The sequence below is a fragment of the Myxococcus sp. MISCRS1 genome, from assembly GCF_026626605.1.
GTDB classification, from domain to species: domain Bacteria; phylum Myxococcota; class Myxococcia; order Myxococcales; family Myxococcaceae; genus Myxococcus; species Myxococcus fulvus.
Window position 1 is genome coordinate 3,018,535 of record NZ_JAPNKB010000001.1, and the last position, 12,310, is coordinate 3,030,844.

At 72.3% G+C, this 12,310-nt stretch carries 10 protein-coding genes; 6 read left to right on the top strand and 4 right to left on the bottom strand.

The annotated features are described in order from the left end of the window. Positions 1-477 (top strand): GNAT family N-acetyltransferase, encoded by a 477-nt coding sequence (locus OWM54_RS11465; protein ID WP_223747884.1) that lies wholly within the window; start codon positions 1-3, stop codon positions 475-477. Here OWM54_RS11465 and OWM54_RS11470 read toward each other — a convergent pair. Continuing rightward, a complete protein-coding gene (locus tag OWM54_RS11470; RefSeq protein WP_267697526.1) occupies positions 456-1,709 on the bottom strand; it encodes a GAF domain-containing sensor histidine kinase in 1,254 nt (417 codons plus the stop codon). The genes OWM54_RS11465 and OWM54_RS11470 overlap by 22 nt on opposite strands. Positions 1,710-2,207: 498 nt before the next feature. Between OWM54_RS11470 and OWM54_RS11475 the strand changes: the two genes are divergently transcribed. The 4 genes from OWM54_RS11475 to OWM54_RS11490 are packed head-to-tail and all read left to right on the top strand — an operon-like array spanning position 2,208 to position 6,981. Further along, positions 2,208-2,768, top strand: a complete 561-nt coding sequence (locus OWM54_RS11475) for an RNA polymerase sigma factor (protein ID WP_267701119.1) — start codon at positions 2,208-2,210, stop codon at positions 2,766-2,768. Beyond that, the gene (locus OWM54_RS11480; RefSeq protein ID WP_223747882.1) at positions 2,765-3,502 is read left to right on the top strand and encodes a hypothetical protein; all 738 of its coding nucleotides are present in this window, start codon (positions 2,765-2,767) and stop codon (positions 3,500-3,502) included. The genes OWM54_RS11475 and OWM54_RS11480 overlap by 4 nt, the downstream gene beginning before the upstream one ends. A gap of 34 nt (positions 3,503-3,536) precedes the next feature. Further along, positions 3,537-4,079, top strand: a complete 543-nt coding sequence (locus tag OWM54_RS11485) for a hypothetical protein (RefSeq protein WP_223747881.1) — start codon at positions 3,537-3,539, stop codon at positions 4,077-4,079. A gap of 7 nt (positions 4,080-4,086) precedes the next feature. After that, on the top strand, positions 4,087-6,981 hold the full coding sequence (locus OWM54_RS11490; RefSeq protein ID WP_267697527.1) for a CHAT domain-containing protein: 2,895 nt from the start codon (positions 4,087-4,089) through the stop codon (positions 6,979-6,981). On the opposite strand, the gene OWM54_RS11495 is transcribed toward OWM54_RS11490, so the two are convergent. Next, positions 6,972-7,706, bottom strand: coding sequence for an amino acid ABC transporter ATP-binding protein (locus OWM54_RS11495; RefSeq protein ID WP_223747879.1), 735 nt, complete (start codon positions 7,704-7,706; stop codon positions 6,972-6,974). The genes OWM54_RS11490 and OWM54_RS11495 overlap by 10 nt on opposite strands. A gap of 8 nt (positions 7,707-7,714) precedes the next feature. Further along, positions 7,715-9,190, bottom strand: a complete 1,476-nt coding sequence (locus OWM54_RS11500) for an ABC transporter permease subunit (RefSeq protein WP_223784522.1) — start codon at positions 9,188-9,190, stop codon at positions 7,715-7,717. 119 nt (positions 9,191-9,309) lie between these two features. Between OWM54_RS11500 and OWM54_RS11505 the strand changes: the two genes are divergently transcribed. Continuing rightward, the gene (locus OWM54_RS11505; RefSeq protein WP_223747877.1) at positions 9,310-10,665 is read left to right on the top strand and encodes a hypothetical protein; all 1,356 of its coding nucleotides are present in this window, start codon (positions 9,310-9,312) and stop codon (positions 10,663-10,665) included. A 4-nt stretch (positions 10,666-10,669) separates the two neighbouring features. On the opposite strand, the gene OWM54_RS11510 is transcribed toward OWM54_RS11505, so the two are convergent. Then, complete coding sequence (locus OWM54_RS11510; RefSeq protein ID WP_267697528.1) at positions 10,670-12,277, bottom strand: sigma 54-interacting transcriptional regulator; 1,608 nt, start codon at positions 12,275-12,277, stop codon at positions 10,670-10,672. Between the last annotated feature and the right edge of the window lie 33 nt (positions 12,278-12,310).

Here is a 12,310-nt window from a genome sequence, read left to right on the forward strand (position 1 = left end):
ATGGAGCTGCGCACCGAGCGGCTCGTCCTCCGGGACTTCCGGCGCGAGGACACCCCGAGCGTCCTCGCGTATCAATCCAAGCCCGCCTACCTGGAGCACTACGGCCACCCGCCGCCCACAGCGGACGACGTGCGCGCCTTCGTGGAGCTGCTGACCCGGTGGGCCCACGAGGTCCCCCGCGCGAAGTACCAGCTCGCCATCACCCTGGAGGGCCGCGTCATCGGCACCTGCGGCGTGCGCAAGGCGTCCGCCGGGGACACCGTCGCGGAGTACGGCTGCGAGCTGGACCCGGCGTTCTGGGGCCACGGCTACGCGCACGAGGCCTCACGGGCGCTCATCACCTTCGGCTTCACCACGCTCGGCCTGAGGCGGCTCTTCGCGCTCACCCGGCCCCAGAACCGCGCCGCCATCCGGCTGGCGCAGGCCCTGGGCTTCCACGGCGTGAGCGACGAGCGCTACGAGCGCGGCCCGGACTGACCCGGCGCGCCCGTGGGGAGCGAGAAGGTGAACGTCGTCCCCAGCCCCAGCTGACTGCGCACGCTGACCGTGCCGCCGTGGGCCTCCACGATGCCCCGGGTGATGGAGAGCCCCAGGCCCACGCCGCTGCCCGGCGCGCGCGTCGTGGGGCGCTGGAACCGGTCGAACAGGACGGGCAGCAGCTCCGGGGAGATGCCCGCGCCGGTGTCCTCGACGCTCACCTCGACGACGTTCTCGCGCACCTGCGCCATCACCGTGATTCGTCCGCCCGCGGGCGTGAAGCGCACGGCGTTGCCCACCAGGTTGGAGAACACCTGGTGGATGCGGTCCGGATCACACCACACGTCGACGTCATGGGTGTGGTGGCGCAGCTCCAGGCCGATGCCCCGCTCCTGCGCCAGGGGCCCCAGCTCCGAGGCCTGCTCCATCAGCCGCGACAGCGCCATCGACTCCTGGCTCACGCGGAAGCCGCCGCCCTCGATGGCCGCGAAGTCCAGCAGGTCATGGATGAGCCGCTCCATGCGCAGCGCGGAGCGGTTGAGCGTGTCCAGGTGATGGCGCGCGCGCCCGTTGAGCGGGGCCAGGAGCGGCGCGAGCAATGACGTCGTCATCGTGATGACGCCCAGCGGGTTGCGCAAGTCGTGGGACACCATCGCCAGGAGCTCACCGCGCAGGCGCGTCTCCGACTCCGCCGCCTTGCGCGCGCGCCGCTCCGCGTCGTACAGCCGCCCGTTGTCCACCGCGACGGCGGCGGAGTCCGCGAGCGCCTGGAGCAACGCCACCTCGCGCGCGCCCGGCATGCGCCGCTCCGCCCAGTACGCGCCGATGGCGCCCACCGGGTCCGCGCGGCGCACGGGCACCATGACCAGGCTCTTCACGAAGGTGGAGCGGTAGACGTCGTGCGGGATGCGCTCGTCCGCGTAGATGTCCTCGATGACCGCCGCCTCGCCATGGAGGATGGCCCAGCCGGAGATGCACGCGTGGATGGGGAAGCGCCGCCCCTTCCACAAGGGCGCGATGGCCTCCTCGTCCGCGTAGTGGACCATGTCCCCTTCGCGCAGCACGAACGTGACGCCGTCCGCGCCACTGAGCTGTCGGGCCGCGCGGCGCACCAGCGCCATCACGTCCTCCAGCTCCCTCAGATGGGACAGCTCCTGCACCACTTCCAACAACACCAGCGCGTCATCGAATGTCAGCGCCTCGAGTGGCAAACGTTCCTGAAACCTTCTCAAGGACGACCTCCCTGGGAGCAAGACTCAGCCAACACCTCCGAAAGGAAGGACGTTCACTCGCTCGCCGCGCCCGCCAGGGAAGCGGCCTGGCGACCTGCCTCCATCCGTCCTGTCTCCACACCCTTCCACACCCCTCGTTCCCGCAGGAACGGAAAAAGTTGCAACCGCGCGCGCCCCTGGAAGGTTCCGCTGCGCCCGTTCAGAAAAGCGAGCACCCGGGTGAGGGGAAAAAAGCGGGGGTTTCGTTCAGGGGACAGGTGCGCATCCCGGCCCGTCATGACGACGACCGGGTGCCCCTTCCGAGAGGCTCCCCGTGTCATCGCATCAGGACGTCGCCCTTCGCCTCCGCCGCTCGGACAGCCCCCATCCCCGCGGTGACGCCCGCACGCGCTGCCGCCGGCACCCCGTGGCGCGGCGCCGCGAGCACCGCCGTGCGCGAGTCTCCGTCACGCTTGCCGCGGGAGGAGCCTTTCGATGACCATGAGCTTTCCCCGGAGGATGGTCCACGTGGAGCCACGACCGAGACCGACCCAGGCCGCGGGCGCCCTGCTCGATGACGAGCTGGAGAAGCTCCGAAGGGATTTGACCCACGCCGTCGCGCGGGTCTGCCCTCCCCGCCTGGCCGAGCGGCGCGACGACCTAGTGCAGACGGCGATGATGCGTGTCATGGAGCTGCAGCGGCGCGAGCCCGAGCGCTCCAAGCTGGCCCCCGCGTACCTGTACCGCGTCGCGTACACCGCGCTGGTGGACGAACTGCGCGGAGTGCAGCGGCGCAAGGAGGTGGCGCTGGAGGAGGTGGAGTCACTGCCCGAGTCGCCGGTGGCCTCGGGTGACCCGGAGCGCTCCGCGGGCTCCTCGCAGATTGCCCGCGCGGTGCGCGCCTGCCTCAAGCGACTGGTCCAGGACCGACGGCTGGCGGTGACGCTGTACCTGCAGGGCCACACCGTCCCGGAGGCCGCGGAGCTGTTGGGTTGGGATGGGAAGCGTACCGAGAACCTCGTCTACCGCGGACTGGGCGGCCTGCGCGCCTGCCTCTCCGCGAAGGGATTCGAGCCGTGAGCGAGCACCGACGCGACGACACCGTGGTTCCCGAGGAGGCCACCGTCGAGCGCCTGCGCGCCGTGGTGCGCGGCGAGGACGCCCCCGAGGACGCAAGCTCGCCGGTGGACCCGGACCTCATCTGGCGCGCGGTGAGTGGAGAGCTGCCGGCCGAGGAGCGCCGGGCCGTGGTGGAGCGCGTGGCGGCCGACCCCGCCTGGGCCGCGGCGTGGCGGCTGGCGCACGAGCTGAACCGCGCCTCCCGCCGGTCCACCTCCGACGAGCGCGACGACGGCCAGGGCTTTCGGGCCCGGAGGAGCCGTGGCAGGGCGCGCGACGAGCGGCGGTTCCGCTTCGCGTGGAGCCGGCCCATGTGGGGCGCGGTGGCCACCGCGGCGCTGGTGCTGGTGGTGGTGGCCGTCAGGCTCCCGGAGGACGCCGACGCGCCGAACCTGCGGGGCAGGGACACCGCGGGGCTGGTCTCGCGCGTGCCCGAGGACGCGCCGCTGCGAAGGAATGACTGTGTCCTGCGTTGGAGCGGTGGAGTCGAGGGGACGCGCTGGTCGGTGCGGCTGTCCACCGAGGACCTGGGCTGGGTGCACCGCGCGGACTCGCTGGAGCAGAGCGAGTACCGCGTGCCGGAGTCGGTGCTCGCGCCGCTGAAGTCGGGCACGAAGCTGCTGTGGCAGGTGGAGGCGCGGCTGCCGGAGGGTCAGGTGCTCAGGAGCGCCACCTTCGTCAACCGCGTGGAGTGAACTCATGGTGGGGAATCACGAAGGGGGACGCCTCATGAAGACGAAGCATGCGATGACGATGCGAGGATGGATTCGCGGGGGACTGCTGACGCTGGCGCTGGGCCTCTCCGCGCAGGCCTGGGGACAGGCGACGACGTACACGAGCGGGAGGACCCCCTCCATCGCCGGCGAAAGCGGCGACACGGTGGTGTTCTCCGTGGTGGAGAACGCGGTGCGCACCGGGGCGACCCAGTCCGTGGTGCTCCAGGTCGTCGATGCGAGCACGGGGGCGGTGCTCGCGCAGACGCAGGGGACGGTGGGGCCGGACGCGCCGATGCGGCTGTTCTATCGGCCCTCGGTGAGTGGCCCCGTGTATGGACGAGCCTTCGCGCCCACCACCGGGCCACAGCTCTCCGTGCCCGTCCTCACCGTGGAGCGCTGGGACCCACGCTCCCCGACGGGGTGGAGCTACCCGCAGACCTGCCACTGGGAGCTGGTCCCCATCATGCCGGAGCCGGACCGCCCCGACGGCCCCACCACGGTTCGCGTCTGCGTTCCCGATGACCCGCCCCCCACCCAGGTCCGCGCGGCCCCGTAGGGATGAGATGAGTCCGACGCGACGGCTCCGGCGCGGCACCGAGCACCTCCTCACCCTCGTGGTGGGGATGCTGCTCGTCGTGTGTCCGGCCGTCGCGTCCGCCGCGGAGGACGCGCGGGCCCCCGCGCCCACCCTCGTCGACTGCCAGGAGCGCTTCGCGGCCCGTCCCGATGAGCAGGCGGCGGTGATGTGCTTCTACGAATGCGCGCAGGTCCCCCAGGCGCGGGACACCGTCCGACGGGCGTTGATCTCGCTGGGGGAGAAGCACCCGTCGAACGGGTGGCTCGCCCTGGTGCTCGGCCACGTGGAGTTCCTGTCGGACCGCAAGGCCGCCGAGGCGGCCTATCTGCGCGCGGCGGACCTCTTCCACGAGCGACAGGACGCGGAGGGCGAGGTGCTGGCGTCCATCAACCTGCGCTCCATCCTGCTCAAGCAGCGGCGCACGGAGGAGGCCCTGTCCTGGACGCACCGCGTGGGAGAGGTGGCGCGCGCCTCGGGCAAGCCCGACCTGCTCGCCCGCGCGCTCATCGTCGAGGCCAGCCACCTGCACGACGTGGAGCATGACCTGGGCCGCGCCGTCCGCGTGCTCAAGCGCGCCGAGCCGCTCACATTCCCCGACGGCGCTCCAGGCTTGCAGAAGCAGTACCTGACGCTGCTCCACTCCATCAGCGAGCGGCTGGGGTGGCTGGAGGAGGCCACCGAGGCCTCGATGCGGCTGGCGGAGGTGGCGCGCGGCTCACGCGACCTCTTCTCGGAGGCGCGCGCGCGGCACTCCCTCGCCAACCTCATGACGCGCCGGCACCTGCGCGACAGGGCGCCCGAGACGCGCGCCCAGGCGCTGCGCATGGCCCGGGATGCGCTGGTCGCCGCGCGCAACGCGGGTGTCCAGCAGCTGGAGGCGAAGGCGCTGCGGCTCATCGCCGACCTGCTCGGCGACAGCCCGGAGGAGCAGCGCGAGGCGGAGGAGCTGCTGCGGCAGTGCATGCGCATCGCGGAGGAGCTGGCCTCGGACGAGCGGAAGATTTCGTGCCTGTGGACTCGCGCGGAGCGCAGGGCCCACGACGACCCGGTCGGCGCCATCCAGGACTCGGAGGAGTCCATCCAGCTGGCGCTCGGTGTCCCGGACCCGCTGATTCTCGCCCTGGCCCTGCGGGGGCGCGCGCAGGTGGCGTACCTGACGCAGGCGCTCCCCATGGCGCTGGAGCACGCCGAGCGCGCCCTCGACGCGGTGGAGTCCCTGCGGGCCTCGCAGAGCGACGCCCTCATCCAGGCGGAGCTGTTCGCCAGCTGGGCGAGCGACTACCACCGGCTCGCGGGGTGGACGCTGGAGGCGGGCGGCGCCACGGGGAAGAGCGTGCTGATCAACCCGCGCGAGGCCCTGAGCCGGGCCTTCGCCCTGAGCGAGCGCATGCGGGCCCGCAGCCTGCTGGACGCGCTCGTGGCCTCACACGCGCTCGCGGCCGTGGAGGAGACCCCGAAGCACAAGGCCCAGCGCGACGAGGTGCGCGGGCGGCTGACGGCGGTGCAGCGCAAGCTGCTGGAGCCGACGCGCACCGCGGAGCAGCGGGAGGCGGCGCTGCGCGAGCTCCAGGAGCTGGAGCGCATCGAGCGGGATTTGCGTCCCGCGCCGCGACAGGGCGCCCGGGAGTTCGCTTCACTGGAGAGCATCGAGCAGGGGCTCGGCGAGGACGAGGCCCTGCTGGCGTTCCTGGTGGGCGACGACACGGACACGCGCGGCGGCTTCGCGGGCGGCGCGTGGGTGCTGGCGGTGACGAGGAGCGGGACGCGCGCGCACCGCATCCCGGAGCGGGCGCTCCTGACGCCGGCCATCGCGCTGTTCTCGGGACTGCTGGAGCGGCGCGACGGCTCCGAGGCGGGCGCGGCGGCGGCCCTGTACGCCCAGCTGCTCGGCCCCGCGCTCGCGCAGCTGCCCGCCGGGGTGCGTCGCCTGATGGTGGTGCCGGACGGTCCGCTGCATGACCTGCCCTTCGCCACGCTGAGACCCAGCGCGGACGGGCCGCCGCTCGTCTCGCGCTACGAGCTGTCCCTGGTGCCCTCCGCGAGCCTGTGGCGTCACTGGCGCCAGGCCGCCGTGCGCCCCCCGGGAGGCCAGGCCCTGGTGCTGGCGGACCCGGACCGCAGCGTGCGCGTGTCGGACGCGCGCGTGGTCGCCAGGGAGCGCATGACGGTGTTCGCCGAGGCCGCGCGCGTCGGAGCGCTGCCCGAGGCCCGGCGCGAGGGCCGCGCGGTGGTGGAGGCCCTGCAAGGCACGCAGGTGACCCCGGACCTGCGCACGGGCACCGCGGCCTCCGAGCGCGCGCTCAAGCGCGCGCACCTGGAACGGGTGAGGGTGCTGCACGTGGCGGCGCACGCCGTCGTCGACGCCGAGGCCCCCGAGCGCTCGGCGCTGGTGCTCGCCCCGGGCAGCGAGCAGGAGGACGGCATCCTCCAGCCGCGTGAAATCGCGGAGCTGGGCCTCCAGGGCGCGCTGGTGGTGCTGTCGGCATGTCGCAGCGCCTCTGGCGCGGTGCTGCCGGGCGAAGGCGTGCTCAGCCTGTCACGCGCCTTCTTCGAGGCGGGCTCGCGCGCGGTGGTGGCCAGCCTGTGGCCCCTGCGCGACGACGAGGCCGCGGACCTGGTGGCGCGCTTCTACCAATACCTGGCTCAGGGCCTTAGCAGCTCCGCGGCCCTGAGGCGCGCGCAGCTCGACGCCATCGACGACGGCCTGCCCGCGGCGGCCTGGGCTGGGCTCGTGGTGCTGGGGGACGCGTCGCTCACGGTGACGCCGCCGCGCGAGGGCCCCCTGCCCTCCCTCCTCCTGCTGGGAGTCGCTGCGCTCGCCGGGGTGCTCCTGCTGGGCCTCGTCGGGTGGCGGTGGCGCTCCCGCCTGACTCACCGCTGAAGCAGGCGCGCGAGGAACTCACGGGTGCGCGGGTGCTGGGGCTCGCGCAGCACCTGCTGGGGGCTGCCCTCCTCCACCACCTTGCCCGCGTCCATGAACAGCACGCGGTGGGCGACGTCCGCCGCGAAGCCCATCTCGTGCGTCACCACGCACATCGTCATCCCCTCTCGCGCGAGCGTGCGCATGACCTCCAGCACCTCGCCCACCAGCTCCGGGTCCAGCGCGCTCGTCGGCTCGTCGAAGAGCATCAGCTCCGGCTTCATCGCCAGCGCCCGCGCAATTGCCACCCGCTGCTGCTGTCCACCGGAGAGCTGCGCCGGATAGGCCTCCGCGCGCGCGTCCAGGTGCACCATCCCCAGCATGCGGCGGCCGAGCGCCTCGGCGTCCGCGTCCGACAGCCCCAGCACCCTGCGCGGCGCGAGCGTCACGTTGTCCAGCGCGCTCAGGTGGGGAAACAGGTGGAAGCGCTGGAACACCATGCCCACCCGGCGGTGCAGCGCCTGGAGCGAGCGCGGGTCATCGCGCACGGGCGTTCCGCCCACCACCACCTCCCCCTCCGACGGCACCTCCAGTCCACACAGGCAGCGCAGGAGCGTGGACTTGCCACAGCCGGAGGGGCCGACGAAGACGACCACCTCTCCGGGCTGCACCGTGAGGTCCACGCCCTTGAGGACCTCCAGCGCGCCGAAGCGCTTGTGCAGATTGCGAACCTCGACGAGCGCCATGGCCTTCCTCACGCCTGACGGTGGAGGCGCTTCTCCAGCGCCGAGGCCAGCCGCGTCAGCGGCAGCGTGGCCATGAGATAGAAAAGCGCCACCAGCGGCCAGACGGCGAGCGGTGCGGCCAGCTGGCTCGCCAGCTCCTGCCCCGCCCGCGTCAGCTCCGCCATGCCGATGATGGACACCAGCGAGGAGTCCTTGAGCAGGGCGATGCCCTCGTTGGTCAGCGGCGGCAGCACGTTGCGCACCGCCTGCGGCAGGATGACGTGGCGCATGACCTGCGCGCGGCTCAGGCCCAGCGCCCGCGCCGCCTCCTCCTGCCCCGGGTCCACCGAGGCGATGCCCGCCCGGAAGATTTCGGCGACATAGGCCGCGCTGTTGAGCGTCAGCGCCAACACCGCCGCCAGCATCGGCGCCAGGTCCACGCCGAGCAGCTGCGGCAGCGCGTAGTAGATGAAGATGATTTGCACCAGCAGCGGCGTTCCACGAAGCCCCTCGACGTAGGCCGCGCACAGCCACGACAGCGGCTTGAAGCGCACACGCCGCCCCAGCGCCACCGCCAGCCCCAGGGGCAGCCCGGACACGAGCGCCAGCAGCGTGAGCCCCAGCGTCAGCCCCAGCCCCCGCGCCAGCCGCCACGCCACCTTGCCCCAGGGCACCTCCGCTCGCGCGGCCTGGGCCTTCTGCGCCGCCTCGCCGAAGTAGCGCTCCTCCAGCGCGGCGAACCTCCCGTTGTCGCGCAGTCGCTGGAGCGCGCCGTCCACCGCCTCGCGCAGCGCGGTGTCATCCGGTCGCAGCGCGATGCCGTAGTGCTCCTCGGTGAGCAGCCCGCCCGCGGCGCGGAGGCCCTCGAAGCCGTGGGCGAGGAAGTAGCGCAGCGTCGGCCCGTCCCCCACCACGCCCGCGAGGTTGCCGTTGCGCAGGTCCTGGAGCGCCAGGTCGATGCTCGGATACTGCCGCACCTGGATGTCCGGGTACTTCTCCAGCACCAGCGAGGCGCTCGTGTTGATTTGGATGCCCGCCGTCTTGCCTCGCAGCGTCTCGATGCCGGTGACGGACGTGTCGCCCTGGCGCACCACCACCAGTTGGCCCGCCGTGTAGTACGGCGTGGAGAAGCCCAGCCGCTGCTGGCGCTCGGGCGTGATGGTCACCGCCGAAATCACCAGGTCGAACTTGCCGGCCATCAGCGCGGGGAACACGCCGTCAAAGGACGTGTTCGTCCACGCCACCTTCGCGCCGAGCTCCTCGGCGACGAGCGCGCCCAGCTCGATGTCGAAGCCCACCAGCTCGCCGTCCTTCACGGACTCGAACGGCGGGTAGGTCGCGTCCGTGCCGATGCGCAGCGTCTTCCCCGTCCAGTTGCTCCGGTCGGCGGGAGCGTCCTGGCGGCCACAGCCGAGCCCCACGAGCACCAGCAATCCCCAGGCGAGGCAGGACAGGACGCGCCCACGAAGGGGGGCCCAGAGGGAACAGAGGCGGTGGCGCGGCATGGGACGAACCGCTCACATGCACAACATTCCCTGTCCTTTCAAGGACTTCCGCAGGGGCCGGGCCAGCCCTGACAGCCGCGCAACTTCCGCCCTCCTCGGAGCGATACTTCCTCCACATCATGAAGACCCCCATCTCCGGCCCCCGCGTCCAGCCCCGTCCGCTCGAGACCCCCGCAGCGCCCCCGCCTCGCAACGAGGTGAAGCCGCAGGCTCCGGTGGCGCGCGGTGACTCCCGCGACGTGTCCCGCTTCGACGTGGGCACGCCCCAGAAGCCGGTGGTGGCGCTGACCCCGCCCGTCGCGCCCCAGGGCACGCAGGTGGCCCCGGGCAGCTACCCCAGCGTGGCGGACGTGAAGGCCATCTCCTCCATCCAGGACCCGGTGGCGCGCAACTACGCCATCACCCAGGGCTACTCGGACCTGTCCAACGCGCTGGGGCAGATGCTGGGCAAGGAGAACGCCAACTGGTCCACCTTCGCGACCTGGGCCTCGAAGCAGGCGGGCGTGAGCATCCGCAACGAGGACATGCCCAGGTTCCTCACGGACGCGCTGCAGAAGGCCGGGGACTTGGCCGGTCCGCTGAAGAAGGTGGACGACGTGCTGCGCAAGGTGGGCCTGCCCGCGCTGCCGCTGGGTGACATCGCCGCGGCGGGCAAGGAGGCGCTCGACAACGTCAGCGGCTCCATCGCCGAGGGCAACCAGTTCGTCTTCAACGAGGTGGGCCAGGAGTTCGCCCGCTTCATCGAGACCTTCCAGGGCGACACGTCGTACGACGCGGCGAAGGCGCAGAAGTACCTGGACGGCTTCGCGAAGGACAAGCCGGTGCTGAAGGAGGCCTTCGCGCACTACACGAAGGCCATGTTCGAGAAGGACCCGAACAAGAAGGCGGAGCTGATGCTGCTGGCCAACGACAAGATTGGCCTGCACGAGCAGACGCAGCTGCAGGGCTTCGTGGAGAAGGCGCTCAACTCGCCGGTGCACGACACCTTCCGCAACGTGCTCAAGCAGAGCATCGAGTCGGGCATCAACGGGCTGCCCTTCCCGGCGCGGCTCGCGGGTCAGGCCGCGCTGAAGACGGGCCTGGTGGACGCGGCGCTCGGCCCCGTGGTGGACGCGACGGCGACCGTGTTCCGCAGGCTGGCCACCGAGCACATGATGAAGCTGGCAGTGCCGGGTGGCGCGCTGAAGCTGGGCAACGATCTGCCGCCGCCCGCGGGCATGGAGTCGACGCTCTTCCCGCCGCACCTGCGCTCCATCGAGAACCCGGAGCTGCGCGCGCTGCTGGGCAAGCTGGACTCCAGCCCCGACAGCCTCAAGGGCACCGCGGCCAAGGACTGGAGCAAGCTGGACCAGCGGATGGACTACATCATCGACCTGTTCCGCACGCGCCAGTCGGACCCGCACCTGTTCGACGCGCCGTTCGGCAAGACGGGCACCACGTACCCGCTGCCGGCCACGCAGCCGCGCGGCGGCTGAGCCGTCAGACCTCGTCCACCACGAACTGCTCCTGCCGGGCGATGCCGAGCTTCTTCATCCGGCTCTGGAGCGTGGAGGGCTTGAGGCCGAGCAGCGCCGCGGCGCCACCGACACCATAGACGCGGCCCCGGGTGAGGGAGAGCACGTGCAGGATGTGCTCGCGCTGGACCGCCGCCAGCGTCAGCACGGAGCCGGGCTTCATCGTCGCGTCCACCCCACCGGGGACCGCGGAGGCCTCGAGCTGCGGCGCGCTGCTGGTGGCGCCCGCGTGCGAGGTGATGTCGAAGGACGAGGGCCCCAGCTCCGTGCCGGTCGCGAGGATGGTGGCGCGCTCCAGGGCGTTCGCCAGCTCGCGCAGGTTGCCGGGCCACTCGTAGGACGCGAGCCGGGCGAGCCCCGCGGGGGACACGCGCATGCCGCGACGTCCGGTGCGCCGGGCCTGCTCCTCGAGGAGGAACGCGCACAGCTGCGGCAGGTCCTCGCGCCGCTCACGCAAGGGCGGCAGGCGCAGGGGAAAGACGCTCAGGCGGTAGTAGAGGTCCTCGCGGAAGCGCTTCTCGGCGATGGCGCGCTGCAGGTCCACGTGGGTGGCGGCGAGGATGCGCACGTCCGCGCGCACGGTCTTGTCGCTGCCCACGGGCTCGAAGGCCTTCTCCTGGAGGGCGCGCAGGAGCTTGGCCTGGAGCTCGACGGGCAGCTCGCCCACCTCGTCGAGCAGGAGCGTGCCGCCGTGGGCCATCTGGAAGCGGCCCGCGCGGTCCTTGGTGGCGCCGGTGAAGGCGCCCTTCACGTGGCCGAAGAGCTCGCTCTCCAGCAGGCCCGCGGGGATGGCGGCGCAGTTGAGGGTGACGAAGGGCTCGTCCGCGCGGGAGCTCCAGCGGTGGATGGCGCGCGCGAGGCGCTCCTTGCCGGTGCCCGTCTCGCCGGTGATGAGGACGGGGGTGTCCGTCTCGGCCACCTGCCGGGCGCGCCGGGCGAGGTCGCGCATCACGGTGCTGAGGGAGGTCTCCAGGATGCCCTCGGACTCGCCGCCGAGCTGGGCCTCCAGGAGCTTGGCGTGCTCGTGGTCCTGTCGGTGGAGGCGCTCGAAGGTGGCGCGCTGCTCGGCGGCCTGGAGGGCGGTGGCGAGCATCTGACCGTAGACCTCGACCAGGTCCACCACGGGCTGCGGGTAGGTCTCACACTCGGCGCGGTCGAGCGTGAGGACGCCGTAGGAGCGCTCGCCCGCACAGAGGGGGACGACCATGCAGGCGTGGCCCGGAGGCAGGTCGAGGACGCCGTCGAACGGGTCTCCGTCGCCGTGGGAGTGGTCCTCCTCGGTGAAGGCGCGCGCGCGGCGGGTCTCCAGGGCCTGGCGCAGGGAGGGGAACTCCGAGAGCGGCAGGGCGTGGTGGCGCACCTTGGCGTTGGCGAGCGGGCCGCGCGCGGCCACGGAGACGAGCTTGCCGTCCCGCAGGAGGAACAGGGTCGCCAGGTCGAAGCGCACCACGCGCGTCAGCCAGTCGAGCCCGCGACGCAGCAGCTCCTCCACCGAGTCCTCGGTGGTCGCCAGCTCCACCAGGTCCCGCGCGTCCTTCACGCCCTCGACTCGGCCCGACAGTTCATCCGCCATGAGGCGATGGATAATAGCGTTCCACCGAAATTG